This is a genomic window from Maricaulis sp. (assembly GCF_017643475.1).
Lineage (GTDB): Bacteria > Pseudomonadota > Alphaproteobacteria > Caulobacterales > Maricaulaceae > Maricaulis.
In genome coordinates this window covers 701,761-722,160 of record NZ_JAEPNI010000002.1, presented here as the reverse complement: position 1 = coordinate 722,160, position 20,400 = coordinate 701,761, and the positions used below count along the sequence as shown (strand labels likewise).

General features: G+C 61.5%; 19 protein-coding genes and 1 pseudogene. 6 read left to right on the top strand and 14 right to left on the bottom strand.

Annotation, left to right across the window (positions count from 1 at the left end; all coding sequences use genetic code 11):
• Position 1 precedes the first annotated feature (1 nt).
• The 3 genes from JJ889_RS10845 to JJ889_RS10835 form a co-directional block, all read right to left on the bottom strand.
• Positions 2-1,060 (bottom strand): efflux RND transporter periplasmic adaptor subunit, encoded by a 1,059-nt coding sequence (locus tag JJ889_RS10845; protein ID WP_291894955.1) that lies wholly within the window; start codon positions 1,058-1,060, stop codon positions 2-4.
• A gap of 135 nt (positions 1,061-1,195) precedes the next feature.
• Positions 1,196-2,377 carry an NAD(P)/FAD-dependent oxidoreductase gene (locus JJ889_RS10840; RefSeq protein ID WP_291894953.1) on the bottom strand — a complete coding sequence of 394 codons (1,182 nt, stop codon included), beginning with the start codon at positions 2,375-2,377 and terminating at the stop codon, positions 1,196-1,198.
• A 3-nt stretch (positions 2,378-2,380) separates the two neighbouring features.
• Positions 2,381-3,328 carry an alpha/beta hydrolase gene (locus JJ889_RS10835; RefSeq protein WP_291894951.1) on the bottom strand — a complete coding sequence of 316 codons (948 nt, stop codon included), beginning with the start codon at positions 3,326-3,328 and terminating at the stop codon, positions 2,381-2,383.
• Between the two features lie 93 nt (positions 3,329-3,421).
• Here JJ889_RS10835 and glpK point away from each other — a divergent pair, with 93 nt between their 5' ends.
• The gene (glpK, locus tag JJ889_RS10830) at positions 3,422-4,915 is read left to right on the top strand and encodes a glycerol kinase GlpK (RefSeq protein ID WP_291894949.1); all 1,494 of its coding nucleotides are present in this window, start codon (positions 3,422-3,424) and stop codon (positions 4,913-4,915) included.
• A 41-nt stretch (positions 4,916-4,956) separates the two neighbouring features.
• Here the strand turns inward: glpK and rfaD are convergent, their stop codons facing one another.
• The 5 genes from rfaD to JJ889_RS10805 all read right to left on the bottom strand — a co-directional run bounded on the left by rfaD (position 4,957) and on the right by JJ889_RS10805 (position 10,091).
• Positions 4,957-5,940: an ADP-glyceromanno-heptose 6-epimerase gene (gene rfaD / locus JJ889_RS10825; RefSeq protein WP_291894948.1), complete on the bottom strand. Its 984-nt coding sequence runs from the start codon at positions 5,938-5,940 to the stop codon at positions 4,957-4,959.
• Positions 5,941-5,942: 2 nt separating this feature from the next.
• Complete coding sequence (locus JJ889_RS10820) at positions 5,943-6,473, bottom strand: HAD family hydrolase (protein WP_291894946.1); 531 nt, start codon at positions 6,471-6,473, stop codon at positions 5,943-5,945.
• Entirely contained in the window at positions 6,466-7,926 is a 1,461-nt protein-coding gene (rfaE1, locus tag JJ889_RS10815; RefSeq protein ID WP_291894945.1) for a D-glycero-beta-D-manno-heptose-7-phosphate kinase, read from the bottom strand. The genes JJ889_RS10820 and rfaE1 overlap by 8 nt, the downstream gene beginning before the upstream one ends.
• Before the next feature lie 69 nt (positions 7,927-7,995).
• Positions 7,996-9,132 (bottom strand): aminotransferase class I/II-fold pyridoxal phosphate-dependent enzyme, encoded by a 1,137-nt coding sequence (locus tag JJ889_RS10810; RefSeq protein WP_291894943.1) that lies wholly within the window; start codon positions 9,130-9,132, stop codon positions 7,996-7,998.
• The gene (locus JJ889_RS10805; RefSeq protein ID WP_291894941.1) at positions 9,129-10,091 is read right to left on the bottom strand and encodes a homoserine O-succinyltransferase; all 963 of its coding nucleotides are present in this window, start codon (positions 10,089-10,091) and stop codon (positions 9,129-9,131) included. Before JJ889_RS10805 ends, JJ889_RS10810 begins: the two co-directional genes overlap by 4 nt.
• Positions 10,092-10,448: 357 nt before the next feature.
• Between JJ889_RS10805 and JJ889_RS10800 the strand changes: the two genes are divergently transcribed.
• Both JJ889_RS10800 and JJ889_RS10795 read left to right on the top strand, forming a co-directional pair.
• Complete coding sequence (locus JJ889_RS10800) at positions 10,449-10,886, top strand: hypothetical protein (protein ID WP_291894940.1); 438 nt, start codon at positions 10,449-10,451, stop codon at positions 10,884-10,886.
• A 169-nt stretch (positions 10,887-11,055) separates the two neighbouring features.
• Positions 11,056-11,748: an SOS response-associated peptidase gene (locus JJ889_RS10795; protein WP_291894939.1), complete on the top strand. Its 693-nt coding sequence runs from the start codon at positions 11,056-11,058 to the stop codon at positions 11,746-11,748.
• Here the strand turns inward: JJ889_RS10795 and JJ889_RS10790 are convergent.
• The 4 genes from JJ889_RS10790 to hppD all read right to left on the bottom strand — a co-directional run bounded on the left by JJ889_RS10790 (position 11,745) and on the right by hppD (position 14,980).
• Positions 11,745-12,452, bottom strand: coding sequence for a hypothetical protein (locus JJ889_RS10790; RefSeq protein WP_291894938.1), 708 nt, complete (start codon positions 12,450-12,452; stop codon positions 11,745-11,747). The two genes, JJ889_RS10795 and JJ889_RS10790, sit on opposite strands and share 4 nt — an antisense overlap.
• Complete coding sequence (locus tag JJ889_RS10785) at positions 12,449-13,174, bottom strand: hypothetical protein (RefSeq protein WP_291894937.1); 726 nt, start codon at positions 13,172-13,174, stop codon at positions 12,449-12,451. Before JJ889_RS10785 ends, JJ889_RS10790 begins: the two co-directional genes overlap by 4 nt.
• 178 nt (positions 13,175-13,352) lie before the next feature.
• Positions 13,353-13,886, bottom strand: coding sequence for a VOC family protein (locus tag JJ889_RS10780; protein WP_291894936.1), 534 nt, complete (start codon positions 13,884-13,886; stop codon positions 13,353-13,355).
• Positions 13,887-13,897: 11 nt separating this feature from the next.
• On the bottom strand, positions 13,898-14,980 hold the full coding sequence (gene hppD, locus JJ889_RS10775) for a 4-hydroxyphenylpyruvate dioxygenase (protein ID WP_291894934.1): 1,083 nt from the start codon (positions 14,978-14,980) through the stop codon (positions 13,898-13,900).
• A 112-nt stretch (positions 14,981-15,092) separates the two neighbouring features.
• Between hppD and JJ889_RS10770 the strand changes: the two genes are divergently transcribed.
• The 3 genes and pseudogenes from JJ889_RS10770 (at position 15,093) to JJ889_RS10760 (ending at position 19,046) form a co-directional block, all read left to right on the top strand.
• A complete protein-coding gene (locus tag JJ889_RS10770; RefSeq protein WP_291894932.1) occupies positions 15,093-15,557 on the top strand; it encodes a MarR family winged helix-turn-helix transcriptional regulator in 465 nt (154 codons plus the stop codon).
• An 81-nt stretch (positions 15,558-15,638) separates the two neighbouring features.
• The gene (gene typA, locus JJ889_RS10765; RefSeq protein ID WP_291894930.1) at positions 15,639-17,465 is read left to right on the top strand and encodes a translational GTPase TypA; all 1,827 of its coding nucleotides are present in this window, start codon (positions 15,639-15,641) and stop codon (positions 17,463-17,465) included.
• A 660-nt stretch (positions 17,466-18,125) separates the two neighbouring features.
• Positions 18,126-19,046, top strand: a pseudogene (locus tag JJ889_RS10760) (Rho family protein).
• On the opposite strand, the gene JJ889_RS10755 reads toward JJ889_RS10760, so the two are convergent.
• Positions 19,043-19,747, bottom strand: coding sequence for a glutathione binding-like protein (locus JJ889_RS10755; RefSeq protein WP_291894928.1), 705 nt, complete (start codon positions 19,745-19,747; stop codon positions 19,043-19,045). The pseudogene JJ889_RS10760 and the gene JJ889_RS10755 overlap by 4 nt on opposite strands.
• Complete coding sequence (locus tag JJ889_RS10750) at positions 19,734-20,351, bottom strand: NAD(P)H-dependent oxidoreductase (protein WP_291894926.1); 618 nt, start codon at positions 20,349-20,351, stop codon at positions 19,734-19,736. The genes JJ889_RS10755 and JJ889_RS10750 overlap by 14 nt, the downstream gene beginning before the upstream one ends.
• Between the last annotated feature and the right edge of the window lie 49 nt (positions 20,352-20,400).

The following is a 20,400-nucleotide window of genomic DNA, read 5'->3' as shown; positions in this document are numbered from 1 at the left end:
CCTAGTTTTCGCGACGCGAGCGCACGCGGGTGCCTTCGGCGACAAATTCCTGTCCGAGAACAATGACATTGGCTGGCTCGGGCAATCCGGCAACCCAGACTTCCTCGCCGTCATCGCTGAGCAGGGCGACGGGGACGAAACGCACCACATCATCACCCTCGACGATACGGACACCCAGCTCGCCCTCGGAATTGAGCGCGAGGATGGTGGTTGGAACACGATGCGCGGGCTGGGCCTGCAGCGGTATGTTGATGTCGGCGGTCACGCCCGAGCGCAGCAGGCCGTCCGGGTTCGGTGCCTCGACCTCGACACGGAAGGTGCGGGTGGCGGGGTCGGCGCGGCGCTCGACAAACCGGACCTGCGCCTCGATCGTCTCGCCGGTAACCAGTTCAGCCCGGGCCGGCATGCCGATGCTCAGACCGGCGACGTCACGTTCGGCGACTTCGGCGACGACAAGGATCGGGTCCAGCTGGACCACGGCGCCGCAGGCATCACCCGGGCGCAGATAGTCACCGATCTCTGCGGTGCGACCATCGAAAAAGCCGTCAAACGGTGCGCGCAGCAGGATGTTGTCCATCTCCTGGCGGGCGGCTTCCAGCTGGGCGAGGGCGGCATCCCGGGCGGCGGCCATGGCTGCGACCTGGTTGGCCGAGCGGTGACCGCGATTGGAGAGTTCGACCGCGGCATCATATTCCAGCTGGCGTGACCGCAGATCTGCCCGGGCCTGGTCCAGCGCGGCTTCACGCGCATCGACGTCCAGGCGACACATGATATCGCCCTCGGCGATCAGCTCGCCCTCGATCGCCGGCGTCTCGACAACGCGGCCACCGGTTTCGGCGCGGACAAGTACCTCGCGGAAAGCCTCGGTGCGTCCCCGAAGGCCAAGCACAGCCGGGCGCGGCTGGGCGGTGACGCGGCGGACGACGACTTCGAACAGCTCGGGCTCGGAACTGGAGCTGGCTTCAGGTGCTGTCTCGTCACTCGAGGCGAGCGTGCCGATCGTGAAGACGAGAACGACGAAGACAAGGATGCTGATTGCGGTCAGGTGAGAGCGATTCATGGGTGTGCGGCCTGTACTGAAACACGGCCCCTGAGGGGGGATTTGTCTGGAGTTAACAGTGTTCATACTCTCGCCAGACAGGCTTGGCGACGATTATTTGTGCATTCCGGTATCAGAATATGCGAAGTGCGCGGATCAGACGCACTGGCCGGCCACCCAGCCGGATGACCAGGCCCACTGGAAGTTATATCCGCCCAGCCAGCCGGTGACGTCCACTGCCTCACCGATGAAATAGAGATTGCCGTGCGATCGCGCTTGCATCGTCTTGCTGTCGAGGTCGTGGGTGTCGACGCCGCCGAGGGTGACTTCCGCGGTACGATAGCCCTCCGAGCCCGTTGGAGTAAGCGTCCAGGCCGAAAGCGTGTCAGCGATTTCGTGCAGGCGTTTGCTGGAAGTTTCTGCCATCTTGCCGGGCGCGTTGATCTCTTCGCTCATGGCTTGGGCGAGGCGGTCTGGCAAATGCTGGGCAAGGGCCTTGCCAAGTCCCTGGGCACCGTGCGCGGCCTTGAACGTGTCCAGCTCGGTGAACCAGTCGAGCTCCGGTCGCAGGTGGACACGGATGTCCTCGCCTTCGCGCCAATATGACGAGATCTGCAGGATGGCCGGACCGCTTAGACCACGATGGGTAAACAGCATGGCCTCGTCGAAACCCTTGCGCGCGTTGACGATGCGTGTGTCGCAGGCGACGCCGGCAAGGGATTTGAACTGATCGAGACGGTCACCAGAGAAGGTCAGGGGCACAAGTGCCGGGCGGGTCTCGGTGACATTCAGGCCATACTGCCGGGCGATATCATAGGCAAAGCCGGTCGCACCCATCTTCGGGATGGACTTGCCGCCGCTGGCGATTACCAGGGATTGGCAACTCAGACCTGTTCCGTCGTTCAGGGTCAGGCGAAACCCGTCGCCCTCGCGCTCCACCGTGCTCACTGCCGTGTTCAGGTGCAGCTGGCCGCCGGCCGCGTTGAGCTCGCCCACCAGGGCTTCGATGATCAGCTTGGCAGAGACATCACAGAACAACTGGCCCAGAGTTTTTTCATGCCAGGCGATGCCATGGCCATCGACCCAGTCGATGAAGTCGTACTGGGTGTAGCGCTTGAGCGCAGACTTCACGAAGTGCGGGTTGTCCGACAGGTAGTTGCCGGGCTCGGCGTGCAGGTTGGTGAAATTGCACCGCCCGCCGCCGGAGATGCGGATTTTCTCGGCAGGCGCCTTGCTGTGCTCGATGACAGCGACGGAGCGACCGCGCTTGCCCGCCTCGATCGCGCAGAAAAGTCCGGCAGCGCCGGCTCCGATGATGGCAACGTCGACGGGTTGCATGGATTAGCCGGTGACCTTGTCCAGCCAGTCGGCAAAGGCTTCCATCTGATGCTCGCGCCCGATCTCGTTCAGCGTCTCGTGGCGGAAGCCCTTGAGGATCTGGAACTCGACATCCTTGAAACCGGCCTTTTTCAGGCGCTTGTAGAGATGCCGGACGGTCTTGCCGTTATTGGTCGCCGGGTCCTTGGATCCGCCGATCAGGTGGAAGGGCTTGTCCTTGGCGATGTTCGCGAAATTGGCATTGTCCTCGGCGAAGGCCACGCCAGACAGGAAGTCGCGCCAGAGCGAGACCGAGGACGGCCAGCCACAGATCGGATTCTCGTCATACAGGCGTACCTGTTCGAGATCGCGTGACAGCCAGACCGACGTCGAGTCTGGCATCTGTTTGTGGTCCGGGAAGCGTTTGCTCCAGCCGTTGAACGTCATCTTGTCGATGGTCAGGCTGGGCGTGTTGGGCCCGCCCACCAGGGCTTCGAAGAAGAGGATCAGGCGCATCACAGACTTCATGCCGCCAATGGCCATATTACCATTCCAGATCGCGGCAGCGGCGACCGAGTCCGGTTCCCGCATGACATGATTGGTGGTGATGACTGCGCCCATCGAATGGCCGAAAACAACCAGGGGCAGATCCGGCCACATTGACTTGGCATGGTCCTCGACGGCCTTTACGTCGGCCATCAGCTTGTCCCAGCCATCCTTGTCAGCGAACCGGCGCGCGCCGCCATCTTCCGCCGTCGTGTGCCCGTGGCCGCGATGATCCTGTGCGATGGTGTGATATCCGCGACTGGCGAGATAGTCGGCAAAGGGCGCATAGCGGCTCGCACACTCGGCGAGACCGTGATTGACATGCACGATGCCGCGCGCCGGAATGTCGGCGCTGCGGGTATAGATCGCCAGCTTCGCCCCGCTCGGGCTGTCCAGGACTGCTTGGGTGAAACCGGTCTCGGCCATGATCGCTCCTTGATTGGTGAAATGAACTTAGCGCGTTTTTTCTTTGCCCGTCATGGCTATAGTCGCAGTTGAGTGAATTTCGGGGGAGAGAGCATGTTCAATCGCAAACGCAAGGCGATCCTGGCCATTGACCAGGGCACGACGAGTTCCCGCGCCATCGTGTTCTCACCCGATGGTGAAGTCATCGCCCTGGCTCAGGCCGAGTTCGCCCAGATCTACCCGCATCCCGGTTGGGTCGAGCACGATCCTGAAGTGATCTGGGCGACGGTTCTCTCTACGTCCCGTGATGCCATGCGCGCGGCCGAGAAGAAGGGCTGGAAGGTCGAGACAGTTGGCATCACCAACCAGCGTGAGACAACTGTTGTCTGGGACCGGGCCAGCGGAGCGCCCATCCACAATGCCATCGTCTGGCAGGATCGCCGGACCGCTGAGACTTGTGCAGCCCTGCGCGCTGGGGGCGAGGAAGACCGGGTGCGCGAACGCACGGGCCTCGTCCTCGACCCGTATTTCTCGGCCAGCAAGATCGCCTGGATCCTGGACCATGTTGACGGTGCCCGGGCCCGGGCCGAGGCGGGCGAGCTGGCCTTTGGTACCATTGATACCTGGCTGATCTGGAAGCTGACCGGCGGTGTGGCGCACAAGACCGATGCGACCAATGCCAGCCGCACCTCGCTGTACAATATCGTGTTCGGTGCGTGGGATGCCGACCTGCTTGAGCTGTTCAAGGTCCCTGCGGCCCTGTTGCCGGACGTCTGTGATTGTGCCGCCGAGTTCGGTGAGGTCGATGAGAGCCATTTCGGCCGGTCCCTGCCGATCCAGGGCGTGGCGGGCGACCAGCAATCGGCCACGGTCGGCCAGGCCTGTTTCCGTCAAGGCGAGATGAAATCAACCTATGGCACCGGCGCCTTCATGTTGGTCAATACCGGCGACAAGCCGGTCTATTCTTCCAACATGCTGTTGACGACCATCGCCTATTCGCTCGGCGGCAAGCCCGTCTATGCGCTTGAGGGTTCGGTCCTGTCCGCGGGGTCGACAATCCAGTGGCTGCGCGACGGGCTGGGCATTATTTCGCGCGCGTCCGAGGTCGAGGCGCTGGCGCGCGAGGCAGATCCGCAAAGCGGCGTCTATCTGGTGCCGGCCTTTACCGGGCTGGGCGCGCCCTACTGGGATCCTGATGCGCGGGCTGCGATTACCGGCCTGACGCGGGGTGCCGGCCGTGCCGAGATAGCGGCCGCGGCGCTCGATTCAACCGTGCACCAGACCTGTGATCTGCTGGACGCGATGCGCGCAGACGGGGTCGAGGTGACCGAGCTGCGGGTGGATGGCGGCATGGTCCGCAATGACGGCCTGTTGCAGCGCATGTCGGATTTGACCGGCGTTGATGTCGTGCGGCCCAGCAATACCGAAACCACCGCCTGGGGCGCGGCCTTCCTCGCCGGACTGCAGTCCGGCCTGATCGCCAGCCTGGAGGCCGGACGTGATGGCTGGTCCGTGGATGCGGCTTTCAAACCTGGCGCGGACGCTGGCCTGCGGGATACCGCACGCGCGGGCTGGACGGATGCGGTTGGACGTGTCCGGACGAGGTAAGGCCGCGTTCGGGATACTTCGCCTCAAGTGGAAGAGAGGTTCTACCGATACGGATCATCCGTCGCCAGGAAGTCCTGGACATAGCGCCGGACGCCTTCCTCCAGCGGGGTGGCGTTGACCGGGCAGCCGGCGGCCACGAGACGGCTCATGCGGGCCTCGGTGAAATACTGGTACTGGCCTTTGAGCTTTTCGGGCATGTCGAAATAGTCGAGCTCCGGCTGACGGCCCATGGCGTCGAAGACGGCAATGGCCAGATCCTTGAAACTGCGCGCCTTGCCGGAGCCGACATTGTAGATGCCACTCTCTTCCATCTCGGTAGCGCACCAGATGGCGGTGCGGGCGCAATCCTCGACCCAGACAAAATCGCGCAGCTGACCGCCGTCCTCGTAATCGGGATGGTCGGAGGCAAACAGGCGCATCTTGCCGGTCTCCATGACCTGTTCGAACACCTGGATGGCGACCGAGCGCATGGAGCCCTTGTGCATCTCGTTGGGGCCATAGACGTTGAAGAACTTCAAGCCGGCCCAGCGCGGCGGGGCGGCCCGGCCCTTGTCGACCTGGTTGCGCGCCCAGCAATCAAACTGCCACTTGCTCCAGCCATAGGCGTTGAGCGGGCGCAGCTTTGCCATCGACGCCGCGTCGTCATCATCATTGAAGCCCTCATCGCCATCGCCATAGGTCGCAGCGGACGAGGCATAGACGAAGGGCACGCCATTCTCGCAGCACCAGTCCCACAGGTCGCGGGACAGGGTGAAATTGGTGCGGGCGATCAGATCGGCATCGCGTTCGGTCGTCGCCGAGATGGCGCCCATGTGGATGATCGCCTCGACGCGGTCACGATGCCGTTCCAGCGCCTCGAAGGTCTGGTCGGGATGGATGACGTCTTCCAGCACGTGTTTGGCAATATTCTTCCACTTCGCCTCATCACCCAGCTCGTCGATGATAGCGACGTCCTTGCCCTGTTCACACAGGTGAGCAACGATATTGGAGCCGATAAATCCGGCGCCGCCGGTGACGATGAACATGGCTAGCTTGCCCTTGCTTGAAGAATATAGTCCGCAGCCTCGCTGAGCGATGGTGCAGTGAAGACCTGTCCGGCCTGTATATCGGTTTCACCGGAAATGAGAATGCCGCGACCGCCGGTATTGTTCGCCAGTCCGACATCGCTGGCCTTGTCACCGATGACCCAGCTGTCCGCCAGTGCCAGGCCTGTCGCCTGTGCGCACTCCAGCGCCATGCCGGGCGCGGGTTTGCGGCATTCGCACACTTCATCCGGCGCATGCGGGCAAAGTGCGATATGCGCGAAGGTAATCCCATGCGGCTTGAGCATCTCTACCAGGGCATCATTGATGCTGTCCGCCGTCGCGCGATCAAAATAACCGCGGCCGATGCCCGATTGATTGGTGACGATGCACAGGACGGCGCCCGCATCACGCAGCTTGACCAGGCCGTCCACGGCACCGGGCAGGAGTTCCAGCCCTGCCGGATCTGCCAGGTAATGCTTGTCCACATTGATCGTGCCGTCACGATCCAGCATCACCAGGAATGGCTCAGACATTCTCGGGTCCATTGGCGCGGGCGATGGCGGCCGTCGTGCTGTGGCCGTCAACCAGCGGGGCAAGCGCGATACGTCCGCCACGGCCGGTCACAACGTCACCGCCGACCACTTCGCCGGGCTTGTAGTCAGCGCCCTTGACCAGCACGTCCGGCTGGATGGCGGTGATCGCTTCCAGCGGCGTGTCCTCGTCGAAGATCACCACCAGGTCGACAAAGCGCAGGGCTTCCATGACCAAGGCGCGACTGTCTTCGTCCTGGACGGGGCGAGAGGGGCCCTTGAGGCGTTTGACCGAAGCGTCTGAATTGATGGCAACGATCAGCTTGTCACCCTGTTCCCGCGCGAAGCTGAGCAGGCTGACATGGCCGGGGTGCAGCAGGTCGAAACAGCCATTGGTGAACACGACCGACTGGCCCTGGGCCTGCCAGGCGCGGGTCGCGGCCACAGCGCCGTCCAGTGACACCGTGAGGCGACCGTCGGGTGCCGTGCCATGCATGGCGATATGCAGCTCGGCGGCGGAAACAGTCGCGGTGCCAACCTTGGCGACCACCACGCCGGCAGCGCGATTGGCCAGTTCTGCGGCGTCCTCGACGGCGAGCCCTGAACCCAGTCCCAGCGCCAGCGCCGCAACCACCGTGTCGCCCGCACCGGAGACATCGAACACTTCCTGGGCCGCTGTGGGCAGGTGGGTGATGCCGTCATCGGCATTGCGGACGGTCATGCCCTGCGGCCCGCGGGTGACAACAACCATCGGACAGCCCACCTGTTGGGCGATGGCACGCGCTGCGGCCTCGGCGCCGGCATCGCTGACACAGGATAGGCCGGTGGCTTCCTCGGTTTCCTTGGCGTTTGGCGTAACGACTGTGGCGCCGCGATAGCGCGACAGGTCACGCGCCTTGGGGTCGACAACGACCGGAAGGTTGCGGTCGTTCGCGAGCGCACAGGCCCGGGCAATCGCATCCTCGGTCAGCACGCCCTTGGCATAGTCGGAGATGACCAGGGCGCTGGCACCGTCCAGGGCGGTGGCCAGGCTGGACATCATGTCTGCGACGACGCTGTCCGGCTGGTCGCCGACATCTTCCTCGTCGACGCGCAGCATTTGCTGGTTCTTGGCGACATAGCGATTTTTCACCGCCGTGCGCATGTCGGGATTGATGGCCAGGGCTGCGCTCAGCCCGTCCTCGGCCTCGATTGCCGCCTGCAATTCCCGGCCGGCCGCGTCCGCACCGATGGCACCGATCAGCACGGCCTTCCCGCCGAGCGAGACGATATTGCGCGCGACATTGCCCGCGCCGCCAATCATGGCGTCGACACGTTCGGCCTTGAAGACAGGCGCCGGGGCTTCCGGCGAGATGCGCGTTGAGTCGCCAAAGGTATAGCGATCCAGCATGACATCGCCGAAGACGACGAGCTTGCGTCCCCGAAACGCTTCAATCCATTCGCTGCTGCGCGACATGACGCCCCCTGATGGCTGTATGGCCAAGGTATAAGCGTCTGGGCGATTAAGCGAAAGTGTCCTGTGAAGTCAGCGTCCGAGCGCCTGGTCGAGGTCAGCGATCAGATCATCCGCGTCTTCCAGCCCGATGGACAGGCGGATCAGGTGATCCGGTACATCGGCTTCAAGACGTGCCTCGGGGGACATGGAAGCGTGGGTCATCTTTGCGGGGATATTCACCAGGCTTTCCACGCCCCCGAGACTTTGCGCCAGGGAAAACAGGGCGAGACGGTTGACAGTCTCGTCTGCATCACCCCCGACGAGTTCGATTGAGATCAGCTGGCCGAGGCCGGATTGCTGGGTTTTCGCCAGCGCGTGGCCGGGATGGCTTTCCAGGCCGGGATAGTCGACGCGCGCGACCCGGCTGTCCTCTTGCAGCCATTGCGCAATGCGCGCGGCGCTCTTGCCCTGTTCGCGCGCGCGTACCGGCAGAGTGCGCAGGCCGCGCAGGGCCAGATAGGCGTCGAAGGCGCCACCGCCGACACCGACACAATTGGCCCACCAGGCCAGCTGCTCGGCACGTGTCGTAGAACGGCAGGACACAGCACCGCCGACCATATCGGAATGGCCATTGATGATCTTGGTGATGGATTGCACGGAATAGTCCGCACCCAGCTCGATGGGGCGCTGCAGGATGGGCGACAAGACCGTGTTGTCGACAGCGGTCTCGGCGCCGGCCTTGCGGGCCAGGGCGCTGATCGCCCGGATATCGGAAATGCGCAGGCGCGGATTGGACGGGGTCTCTACCAGAACCAGCGCTGTCTGTTCGGTCAGGGCGGCTTCGACCGCGTCCAGATCTGCGGTGTCGACATAGACCGGCAACAGTCGCCCACCTCTGGCGCGGGCATCGAGCAGGCGCCGGGTGCCGCCATAGGCGTCATGGGAACAGATGACGCGGGCGCCAAAGGGCAGGTCATGCAAGAGGAGATCGATCGCGGCCATGCCGGATGCGGTGACGACCGTGCCCTGCGCGCCTTCCAGCTCGCTGATGGCGTGGGCCAGCGTATCGCGGCCCGGATTGCCGGTGCGGGCATAGTCATAGGCCGGTTTGACCCCGGCCTCCTCGCGGCGATAGGCGGTCGACAGGGAGACCGGCGGGATGACCGCATTCCAGGTCTTGTCGCTGTTCAGACCGGCGCGGATGGCACGCGTACGTTCCCCGCTCATCGACCCGCTCCGGTGAAAGCGGCGAGAATACTGGAGATGGCGTCGACCTCTTTCAGGAACGCGTCATGGCCGTAATAGCTGGAGAGCTCGAGGAATCGGGCCTTGGGCGTCTGATCGGCAGCAGATTTGACCTGCTCGATCGGGACAAGGCGATCCTCGCGCACGGCGACATAGGTCACCTCGCATTCGATGGCCGAGAGATCGACCTGATGGCCATCCATGGAGTGTGAAAGCGCCAGGAAGCGTTCCGGGCTCATGCGTGTGGTGAAATCCGCACCGCGGCATTCCAGATAGGCCTCGATACCGTTGGCATCGCGGCTGTCCGGATCCGGCTCGAAGAAGCGGTCCTCGATCTCCTCCGGCGTGCGATAGGTCGTCATGGCCAGGCGGCGCGCCAGGTCCAGACCGGCCTTGCCATCACCATGCCGGATCGCCAGTTCAACCGTCTCGCGCTGGATCGACCGCCAGGCGCGGGCCATGGCCGAAGGTTTGTGGGCGGCCGAGATGACCAGCGCTTTTTCGATGCGCTCGGGGGCGATGGACGCGAGAGCCAGGGCGACCATGCCTCCATACGACGATCCGATCACGCTGAGCCGATCCACGCCCGCCGCATCGGCGAGGGCGAGGATGGCTGCAGCCTGGTCACGGGTGCTCGGGAAATGAGCCGAGGCGTCCGCAACAAAATCGATCGACAGGATACGGCATCCGCTCGGATCCAGCGGGCCATTGCCGCCGGTGAAATCCCTCCACCACCCGGCTCCGCACGCACTGTCAGCAACATGGCGATCAGCGGAAATTCCGCCCAGCACCACGACAACCGGCGTATCTGCTGCGCCCATGATGCGGCCACCTACACAGAGTTCCTCTCCGGTGTCGGCCATGAAGCCGGCTTCCAGATCGATACAGTCGATGTCCAGTTCGGTTTCGAGATTTGGATCGAGTGTGGCGGTGGCAGTCATCTTACTTCCCCGCAAGCGGGAAGAAGTGTGCGCCGACCGATACGGATCATGGCGCGCTTCGGGGGGATGACTGCACCATATCCGTTCCGCTTTAGCCGTACTTCTTCCGCGCCCGCAAGCTGAACATCAAATCGGCGCGTGATTACGTATAAAGATATGTTTATGTGTGTCAAGCGTTGAATCTGGCAGTGGGAGGGACAAATGCAGCCACAAACACCGTCACCCCGATCTTCGTCAGGATGACGGGGGTGTCGGTCCCAACTGTCGATAGTCGCGCTAGCCGCATAAGTGTAGACGTGGTTAGTGGAACCAATGAGAATGTTGATGCCATACTTAGCGCCAGACGGAGGAGAGACTGTGATTAGTCGGCTTGTTTTGTGTAGCTGCACGTTTGTGATTCTTTCCGCATGCGACTGGATTTCGCCTAGCGAGATTCAGCCCGGGGGGATCGGGACAACCGTACTGGATGACGCCGAAAAATATGATGCGATGGTCGGCGCGCCGTTCTTCTTCGAGGGACGATTAAGTGTTACGTCCAGTGGAAACGTGGAAATCACCAGCGAGCGTGGTCTTGGAGCCTTTCACGTCCTAGACATTGATCGATTGTCTTTCATTTGCGTCCAGGCGTTGGATGGCGAAGTTGTGACTGTTTTGGGTTATCTTGGCAACGATCGCCAAATCCTACGTCCTGTGTTTATTCAGACGCAGAGGAACGGGGGCACAGATGTGTATGAATGTATCCACGAAATTGACTACAACGATTGGAACAACGATGGCCGCCTTAGCCGACTGTGAGGCAGAGGTGAGAGCGGCCAGGCCATAACGTGGCAGGTTTCCTCCGAAGCAATTGGGACAGAGACATTTTCCATGTCCGGGCATGGCCCCAAAAGCCGAACACGCTTCCTCCAGCCCCACCCTGAACTCAACAATCCCCCTACCCCCGAAAACCCGCTAACCTGCCCCCATGTGTGGTCGTTATGCGCTTGGCAAGCTGGAATGGTGGATCCTGCAGGAGATGTTCAAGCTCCAGCAGGCGGCTTTGAACATGCAGCCGCGCTGGAATGTGGCCCCGACCCAGTCTGCGCCGATCATCCGTTATGCCGAGGATCATACCGAGGCCGTCATGGCGCGCTGGGGGCTGGTGCCGTTTTTCTGGCAGAAACCCCTGGGCGAGATGAAGTTCTCGACCTTCAATGCCAAGTCGGAAACCGCGGCGACAACGGCGAGTTTCCGGGAGCCTTTCAAAAAGCGTCGATGCATTGTGCCGGCCATCGGCTTTTACGAATGGACAGGCAAGAAGGGCGCGAAACAGCCCTGGTGGATCACGGTGAAGGACCAGGACTGGTTCGGTTTCGCGGGTCTGTGGGACGAGGCTGAGATCGAGGGTGAAACGCTGCAGAGCTTCACCATCCTGACCACGGCACCCAACACGGAAATGTCGGACATCCATACGCGCATGCCGGTCATCCTGCGTCCGGACCAGTATGATCTGTGGATGAGCCCTGACGCCGCCAATGACGAGATCGAACCCATGCTCAAGGGCCTGCCCGATGGCAGTATGCAGATGCACGAGGCCAACAAGTCGGTCGGCAATGTGCGCACCGAGGGCGAGTGGCTGATCGAGCCCGGCGACGGGCCGCAGGCGCGGCTGGTCTAGTCGAGCTCTCCCTGCAGCGCAGCCAGGACCGCCTGGGTCGTTGTCTGGCGTCCCCGGTGCCAGGCGAGGTTCACCTGACTGACATTCTGCATCATCTGGGCGCTGGTGATCAGTTCCGGTGAGCGCCGTGTGGCCTCGATCGCCTCGGCATAGATGCCTGGCTCCGATCCGACGGCACGCAACAGCGACTGGTAGTCCAGGAGCACGCCGGTATTGTCGATCACCAGAGTGGCCAGGGTTTCATAGGCCATCTCGTGGCGGCGCACCTGTTCGTCGAATTCGATCAGGGCGCGGCGAAGCTCCTCGGACCGGATCAGGCGCATGTCACCGCTCTCGAGAAGATCGACATAGGTGGCCGAGCGGCCTGCGGGCACCGGCGTGCCGATTGTATTGGCCAGGCCGAGCTGGAATGCTTCGCTGTTCGCGTCTACCGCGTCATCGCGGATGAGGGTCAGAAAACCGCCCGCCGCCTCGGACCGGCGGTTCAGGTCAGCGATCACGGTCGCGACATCGCTCTCGATCGCAATGAAATCGGCATGAAGCCGGGCAATGATCAGGGCTTCCCGGTCGGCGTCCTGGCGCGTTTCATTCCAGGCCGTGATCTGAAAACCGATCACCACACCGGAGAGTACGATCACGAACTCGATGATGACCGCAGTCCAGTTCTGTTCGCGGACGGCAGTCGTCAGACGTTTGAGGATCATGGGGTCTCTCCACCAGCTACGGGATTGAGTTCTGCATCAATCAGATCCTGAACTTCGCGCACATTCGACTGCAAGACCGCAATGTACAGCCTGGCCGCATTGCTCACATAGACCGAATAGGACAGCGTGTTTGCCAGCGCTTCACTGTCCGTCATCGCGCGATTAAGAAGAATGACATCAGAGAGACTGTATCCTTCAGTTTCGACACGGACATAGGGGCGCAGCTCGGATACCAGATCGACCTGCTGGGCCTTGAGTTGATCAAAGACGCCATGAGCATCAGCCTCCAGCAGCGGAATTCGAGCGAGAGCCGCGCGCAGTTCTTCATTGCGAACCAGGCCCAGCCGGCCGCTGGAAATCAGTTCAACAAGGGCGGCAGACTGGATCTGGACTTCAGAGACCCGGGTAATCACGATCAAGGCAGAGGCATTGGCCTGCATTGTCTCCGTGTCCTGTCGGTCGACGGCGTCAATGAAGCGCAAGGAGTGTTCGCGGGCATCATCGAGATCGCCATGCTGATCGCTCAACTCGACCTGGATGGCTTCGAATTCACTGGCAAGCCGCTCGAGATAGGCCTGCTCCAAAGCCCGGTCCTGGCGCGCGGCGTTCCAGGCGGTGACCTGGAAACCGACCACGACACCCAGGATGACGATGACAAACTCGATGCCGACCGCGAGCCAGTTCTGTTCGCGCAGGGCCTTGGTGATGTTGGTGAGGATCATGTGCGCCCCCGAATATCCCCTGTTGGTTGAGTGGCATGATAGGCAACTTCAACGACAAGGCGACAGGGAAAGGGGGCGCAGGGGTCTCGAGGCCTGACGGTTCAATCGCCAAAGAAAAACGCCCCGGGTGTGGACCGGGGCGTTTCATGGTGGGGAGGACACCAACAGGAGAGGGGGATCAATCCTGTTCGTGCAGCCAGGCGGCGTGCCGTGGGGCGCGCTTAGTCTGGCTCCATTCTTCAATCATCAGCGGCGCAACCTCGTTGAGCTGCTTCATCTGGTCCGGCGTGCCGGTATTGGCGGCCAGTTCCAGGCGGTGACCGTTCGGGTCGAAGAAGTAGATCGACTTGAAGACGCCGTGATTGACCGGACCGAGCACGTCCAGGCCTTCCGCCTCTACATGCGTCTTGGCTTCGTTGAGCTTGTCCAGGTTCTCGACCTCGAAGGCGATGTGCTGGACCCACTGCGGCGTTTGTTCGTCGCGGCCCATCTCCGGCGAGTTGGGCAGTTCGAAAAAGGCCAGGACATTGCCCATGCCGGCATCCAGGAAGATGTGCATGTAGGGATCCGGAGCCTTCGTGGACGGCACCTCGTCCTCGGCAATCGCCAGGACCAGATCCATGTTCATCACCCGCTTGTAGAACTCGACGGTTTCCTTCGCGTCCTTGCAGCGATAGGCGACGTGGTGAATGCGCTTCAGCTCGACGGTCATCGACCTCTCCCTTAAGCGTTTTCGGTGTTCAGTATGCCGCGATTGATCTGGTCGCGCTCGATGCTTTCGAACAGGGCCTTGAAATTGCCTTCGCCGAAACCTTCGTCTTCCTTGCGCTGGATGAACTCGAAGAAGATCGGGCCGATGGCCTTCTCAGAGAAGATCTGCAGCAGGAGGCGCGGGCTGCCGCCTTCGGTGGTGCCATCGAGCAGGATGCCGCGCTTGCGGAATTCCTCGGTCGGCTCGCCATGGCCCGGCAGGCGCTCTTCCAGCATGTCGTAATAGGTTTCCGGCGGCGCAGTCATGAATTTGGTGCCGGCCTTTTCCAGGCGGTCCCAGCATTCAATCAGGTTGTCACAGGAGAAGGCGATGTGCTGGATGCCTTCACCCTTGTACTCGCGAAGATACTCCTCGATCTGGCCGACTTTTTCCGACTTTTCCTCGTTCAGCGGAATACGGATCAGCCCGTCCGGAGCGGTCATCGCGCGGGACAGGAGGGCGGTGTACTCACCCTTGATGTCAAAATAGCGGATCTCACGGAAGTTGAAGAGGTTCTCGTAATACTCCGCCCAATAGTCCATGCGACCCTTGTAGACGTTGTGCGTCAGATGATCGATGACATTGAAACCACAGCCCTTGGGATTGCGGTCGACACCTTCGAGGTATTCGAAATCGATGTCGTAGATGGAGTTTTCCGGACCGAAACGGTCGACCAGGTAGATGGACGCACCACCGATACCCTTGATGGCCGGGATGACCAATTCGGAAATGCCTGCTTCGGTCAGGACCGGCTCGGCACCACGATCAAGGCATTCTTCATAGGCTTCAGCTGCGTTCTTCACGCGGAACGCCATGCCACAGGCCGACGGTCCGTGTTCCTTGGCGAAGAAGGCGGCCTGGGTTTCCGGCTCGTAATTGATGATGAAGTTGATATCGCCCTGGCGCCACAGCTCAACATCCTTGGAGCGGTGATTGGCGATGTGGGTGAAGCCCATGGCTTCGAAGATCGGCTCGATGATGCCACGCTCTTCAGCAGCGAATTCAACGAATTCAAAACCACAAAGCCCAATCGGGTTTTCGAACAGATCGGCCATGCCAAACCTCATTTATCTTGTATGGATCCCGGGCGCTCTAGCCCTCATTGGAACCTAACATATATTTTTTGTTGTTATTGCGTCAAGTTGTAAAAACAACTAAATTGATTTCATGACTGACACGCAAATCACTCCGCCCGCCATTCTTTCGCTGGAAGACTACTGGCCCTATCAGATGGTCGTGCTTGCTGATCGCATCTCGCGCTCGACCGCCGCTGTCGTGAAGGAGCATGCCGATCTCAACCTGTCACAATGGCGGGTGCTGGCAGCGATTGCAGAGAAGCCGGGGCGTACCGCAGTGGAAGTCGTGCAGATGACGCCGATGGACAAGGGCATCGTCTCCCGCGCCACCAAGGCCCTGCTCGATCTTGGCCTGGTCAAGCGACAGGCCTCGCAGGCCGATGGCCGGGTCAGCCATCTCTACATGACCCGCAAGGGTGAGCGCCTGTACCAGGACGTGTTGCCGCGCGTGGAAAGCGTGCCCGCTGAGGCCCAGGCCGAGCTGAGTCCAGAGGACCGCGCAAACCTGCTGGCCATGTTGCGCAAACTCAAGGCCGTGCTGCCGGATCCGCAATAAATCATGCACGACGGAATAAGTACTGGCCAGCGCACCTGTGGCGGCGTAAGAGGGCGCGCCTTCTAACGCAGGAACACGTCCATGAGCGCTTCTCTCGATAAGCTCCGTAACATCGCCATCGTAGCCCACGTCGACCACGGCAAGACCACGCTGGTTGACCAGCTGCTCAAACAATCGGGCACGCTCGACGAGCGCGCGGCGACGCCGGATCGTGTCATGGACTCCAATGATCTGGAAAAAGAGCGCGGCATCACCATCCTGGCCAAGAACACGGCGGTGACCTGGGGTGACTGGTCGATCAATATCGTGGACACGCCCGGACACGCCGATTTCGGCGGCGAGGTCGAGCGCGTCTTGTCGATGGTCGATGGCGTTCTGTTGCTGGTCGATGCGGTCGATGGCCCGATGCCGCAGACCTCCTTCGTCACCAAGAAGGCCCTGGCTCGTGGTCTCAAGCCGATCGTCGTCATCAACAAGGCTGACCGCCCGTCCGCACGCCCGGACTGGGTCGTGGACCAGACCTTTGATCTGTTTGATCGTCTCGGCGCCAATGAAGAACAGCTCGACTTTCCGGTCGTCTATGCCTCTGCCCTGCAGGGCTGGGCCGCGAACGAGGCCGGCGAGATCGGCACCGACATGGAGCCGCTGTTCGAGATGATCACCAAACACACGCCCAAGCCGGATCTGGATCTGGACGGCCCGCTGCAGCTGCAGGTCTCCGCTCTGGACTATTCTTCCTTCACCGGCGTGATCGGTATTGGCCGCGTGCACCGTGGCAAGGTCACCAAGAACCAGCCGGTTGTTGTCGCCAAGCCGGATGGCCGCGAAGTGAAGGGCCGTGTCCTGCAGGTTTTCGGTTTCCACGGACTGGAGCGGGTCGAGCGTGACAGCGCCCAGGCTGGCGATATCATCACCTTTACCGGCATCGAGGATCTCAAGATCTCGGACACGGTGTGTGATCCGGAGCATGTCGAGGCCCTGCCGCCGCTCTCCGTCGACGAGCCGACCCTGTCCATGACCTTCCAGGTCAATGACAGCCCGTTTGCCGGTCGCGAGGGCAAATACGTCACCAGCCGCAATATCAAGGACCGACTCGAGCGCGAGCTGATCCACAATGTGGCGCTGAAGGTCGAGCAGCAGGACGATCCGGACAAGTTCACGGTTTCCGGTCGCGGCGAGTTGCACCTGTCCATCCTCATCGAGACCATGCGTCGCGAGGGATACGAGCTGGCGGTCGGTCGCCCGCGCGTGGTCCTGAAAGAGATCGATGGCGAGATCTGCGAGCCCTATGAAAGCCTCACCATCGACATGGAAGAGGAACACCAGGGCGGCGTCATGGAAAAACTCGGCACCCGCAAGGCCGAGCTGAAGAACATGGTTCCGGACGGGCACGGACGTGTGCGCATCGACTATGTCATCCCGACGCGCGGCTTGATCGGTTTCCGCTCCGAATTCCTGACCCTGACCTCGGGCACGGGCCTGATGTTCCACACTTTCGACCACTACGCGCCGAAAACCGACGGCGTCATCGGACAGCGCCATAACGGTGCCATGGTCTCCATGGTCGACGGCAAGGTTCTGGGTTTTGCCCTCTTCAACCTGCAAGAACGCGGCAAGCTCTTCCTGGGCCATGGCGTGGATATCTATGAAGGCATGTTGATCGGCGTGAATGCGCGCGAGGAAGACATGATCGTCAACCCGACCAAGGGCAAGAAGCTGACCAATATGCGTGCGTCCGGCACTGACGAGAACATCGTCCTGACCCCGCCGATCAAGGTCACGCTGGAATACGCGCTGGAATTCATCGACGATGATGAACTGGTCGAGGTGACACCCGAGAGCATCCGTATCCGCAAGATCTTCCTCAAGGAACACGAGCGCAAAAAGGAAAAGCGCCAGGCGGGGTAAGTCTTTTATCTCACGCCAACTCGCTGCGCTCGCGGCTCCGATGGGGCGGGCTGACCGCCCGACGCGCGGTCGCGCTTGCGACGTGGTTATTTGATCTCACGGCAATTCGCTTCGCTCACGCCTCCGAAGGGGCGGCGCATGGGCGCCGACGCGCAGTCGCGCTTGCGACGCCTTTGGCGTCGGGGGAGCCTCACTCTTTTTCCTCCCCCTCCAGGGGGAGGTGCCCCGAAGGGGCGTAGGGGGAAGCACCAAAATCTCCACGATCTCGCGATCTGGAGTGAGAGGCATGCGGAAGGCCGGTGAAACCGGGATTTATTCTTGAGCAGGGGTTAGGGACCTCCCGCACACGGGTCTGCTGTCTGCCATGCCCTTATGACCCCGAAGGGTCGGCAGCCGCGTCCCGCACATCCACGCCCGAAAAGACTGAGCTCTCGCCTCCCACGACATGGATCACGGGAGAGTATGCCTGAGGTTTGAGCACTAGGGATATCTTCCCCGCACGCGGGGAAGTGGGCTCGCCGTAGCCATCGGCGAAGGCGAGGTCGAAGGGGGTGCGAACGCCAGTGAGCCCTAGACCTCCGCGCTACGCGCTCCGGCCCCTCCGTCCCTTCGGGACACCTCCCCGAGGAAGAGGATAGGCACCGACACACCGTCACCCTGATGACGATCAGGGCCCAGTTCGAAGGGTTAGGTGCTTTTCGAGGAAGCGTTTTCTGGAGCGGAACCCAGCCTTGTAAACTGGGTCCCTGCCGTCGCAGGGATGACGGGGATAAAGGGCGAGGAGCGAAGGAGGCGAAAGGACTTCGCCAAGCATCTCGCTACTGCTCAATGGCCACACATGTTACTCTTCCCCGACACATGATCGGGGAGGCGGGTATGAAACGTCGTGAGTTCCTGAGTGGTGCCCTTGGAGCCGGGGTTGCGGTCAGCCTGTCTGCGCCGGCCCGCGCCGGCATGCAGAACATCAAGTGCGTGATTGTGGGCGATGGTGCTGTTGGCAAGACCTGTGCGGCGATTTCCTACACGACCAACGCTTTTCCGGGGGAGTATATTCCCACGGTGTTCGACAATTATTCGGCGAATGTGATGCGCAAGGGCGGGCCGGTAAATTTCGGGCCCTGGGATACGGCGGGAGATGAGGACTATGACCGGCTTCGCCCGCTGAACTATCCTTAGACCGATGTCTTCATCGTGGCCTATTCGATCATATCCGAATCCAGCCTCGCCGATGTCGAGACGCGCTGGTACCCGGAAATCCAGCACCATGCGCCCAATGTCCCGCGCCTTCTGGTGGGTATGAAGTCCGACCTGCGCGCGTCCAGCAGCCCGCATGTGAACCCGATCAGCCGCCAGATCGGCCAGGAAATGGCCATACGCACGGGCTGCGCAGGGTATCGGGAATGCTCGGCCATGACCCAGGACAATCTGGCGGAAACCTTCGGAACCGCGATGGACCTGGCCATGGGTTTGCCGCCGGAGGAGGACGCGCCGCTGTTCGAGCGACGCCCCATCCCGATCGACCGTGATCGTTTGCGCAATCCTCCGCGCTCCATGACCCGACCGCGCGGAGGCGGTGGCTAGGATCTGAAGCGAGCCGCATTCTCGGCCGCAAATTCAGTGTCGTCGATGTCGCCCCAGAACGCCGGGACCGGTTTGGGAATGGTCAGGGCTTTTTGCACAGCCGGGCGGTCGTCTATGCGCTTCAACCAGGCCTTGAGATGGTCCAGCCCGTCAATATCGACCTGTGCCCACGGCCAGGCGCGCGCCCAGGGGTAGGTGGCGATATCGGCGATGGAATAGGTATCGCCAACCAAAAACTCCCGGCCTTCCAGGCGATTGTCGAGGACTTCCAGCAAACGACGGCTTTCATCGACATAGCGCTGGATTGAGTAGGGCTCCTCATGCCCGTTGGGCGCCGCGATGCGCTGGAAGAACATGGCCTGGCCCATCATCGGTCCGACGCCGGCCATCTGGAACATCAGCCATTGCAGCGTCTCGGATCTTTCCTTCGGGTCCTGCGCGAGGAATTGACCGTATTTCTCTGCCAGATACCACAGGATGGCACCGGATTCGAAGACCGCGAAATCATCATTGGACCGATCGATGAGCGCCGGTATACGCCCATTGGGATTGATCTTGAGATAGTCCGGCGCCTTCTGCTCCTTCCTGGCGAAATCAATCGCCGTCAGCTTGTAGTCCAGGCCGGCTTCTTCGAGGAAGATGACCGGTTTCCAGCCATTCATCGTGGAGGCTGTGAACAGGTGAAGATCAGGCTGCGTCATTGTCCGTCTCCCGCGCAGGAGTGAAGAACTGTTCCAGGTGTGCGTCGAAGCGTTGGAAATCGCGTTCGATGTCCGGGTTTTTCATGACATCGTGTGCGGCAAAACTGGCCAGCGGGCGCATGTCGAAAAAGCGGAAATTCTGGTGGATCGGGTACATCAGATCGTCGACGGACTTGCCCTGGAAGAAGAACTCGCCGGGGTCATCAAACGCTTCTTTCGGGGCATTGAATGTCATCGACAGCATATAGGTCTTGCCGCCAAGGGTGCCGCCCGTGCCGTAGTTGCGCGTGGGTGCGTCGGCCGTGCGGCCATCGCCAGCGCACAGGCGTCCGTCCATGCCTGCAGAATAAACCTCGTCCTGGTATTGCTTGGCGCGCCAGGGCAGGCCCATCCAGTTGACCGGGTATTGCAGGATGATTGTGTCCGCCCAGAGGTGTTTCTCGATCTCTTCGTCGACGTCATAACCCTGGGAAATTGTGGTTGCTCGTATGGTGTGACCTTGTGCGGCCAGTTTATTTTCTGCCTTCTCGACAAAACTGGTATTCAGCCGCCCGGGGGCAAACGGGTAGGGCTCGTGGGCATTGATAATCAGGATATTGCTCATGATGTTTCCTGTCCTGGAACGTGTCTTGCGGAACAGGTGGTCGACGTGG

What these genes read in the sequence shown, in the direction of transcription:
- rfaE1 (WP_291894945.1), bottom strand. Translation starts at nt 7,926, where the DNA reads ATGTCGCGCAGCAGCGAATGGATTGAAGCGTTTCGGGGACGCAAGCTC.
- JJ889_RS10780 (WP_291894936.1), bottom strand. Translation starts at nt 13,886, where the DNA reads ATGACCGTCGAGCTGAAGCGCATTCACCACGTCGCCTATCGCTGCAAG.
- hppD (WP_291894934.1), bottom strand. Translation starts at nt 14,980, where the DNA reads ATGGCCGATCTGTTCGAAAACCCGATTGGGCTTTGTGGTTTTGAATTC.
- JJ889_RS10790 (WP_291894938.1), bottom strand. Translation starts at nt 12,452, where the DNA reads ATGATCCTCAAACGTCTGACGACTGCCGTCCGCGAACAGAACTGGACT.
- JJ889_RS10750 (WP_291894926.1), bottom strand. Translation starts at nt 20,351, where the DNA reads ATGAGCAATATCCTGATTATCAATGCCCACGAGCCCTACCCGTTTGCC.
- JJ889_RS10755 (WP_291894928.1), bottom strand. Translation starts at nt 19,747, where the DNA reads ATGACGCAGCCTGATCTTCACCTGTTCACAGCCTCCACGATGAATGGC.
- JJ889_RS10785 (WP_291894937.1), bottom strand. Translation starts at nt 13,174, where the DNA reads ATGATCCTCACCAACATCACCAAGGCCCTGCGCGAACAGAACTGGCTC.
- glpK (WP_291894949.1), top strand. Translation starts at nt 3,422, where the DNA reads ATGTTCAATCGCAAACGCAAGGCGATCCTGGCCATTGACCAGGGCACG.
- JJ889_RS10820 (WP_291894946.1), bottom strand. Translation starts at nt 6,473, where the DNA reads ATGTCTGAGCCATTCCTGGTGATGCTGGATCGTGACGGCACGATCAAT.
- JJ889_RS10845 (WP_291894955.1), bottom strand. Translation starts at nt 1,060, where the DNA reads ATGAATCGCTCTCACCTGACCGCAATCAGCATCCTTGTCTTCGTCGTT.
- JJ889_RS10795 (WP_291894939.1), top strand. Translation starts at nt 11,056, where the DNA reads ATGTGTGGTCGTTATGCGCTTGGCAAGCTGGAATGGTGGATCCTGCAG.
- rfaD (WP_291894948.1), bottom strand. Translation starts at nt 5,940, where the DNA reads ATGTTCATCGTCACCGGCGGCGCCGGATTTATCGGCTCCAATATCGTT.
- JJ889_RS10805 (WP_291894941.1), bottom strand. Translation starts at nt 10,091, where the DNA reads ATGACTGCCACCGCCACACTCGATCCAAATCTCGAAACCGAACTGGAC.
- typA (WP_291894930.1), top strand. Translation starts at nt 15,639, where the DNA reads ATGAGCGCTTCTCTCGATAAGCTCCGTAACATCGCCATCGTAGCCCAC.
- JJ889_RS10835 (WP_291894951.1), bottom strand. Translation starts at nt 3,328, where the DNA reads ATGGCCGAGACCGGTTTCACCCAAGCAGTCCTGGACAGCCCGAGCGGG.
- JJ889_RS10840 (WP_291894953.1), bottom strand. Translation starts at nt 2,377, where the DNA reads ATGCAACCCGTCGACGTTGCCATCATCGGAGCCGGCGCTGCCGGACTT.
- JJ889_RS10770 (WP_291894932.1), top strand. Translation starts at nt 15,093, where the DNA reads ATGACTGACACGCAAATCACTCCGCCCGCCATTCTTTCGCTGGAAGAC.
- JJ889_RS10810 (WP_291894943.1), bottom strand. Translation starts at nt 9,132, where the DNA reads ATGAGCGGGGAACGTACGCGTGCCATCCGCGCCGGTCTGAACAGCGAC.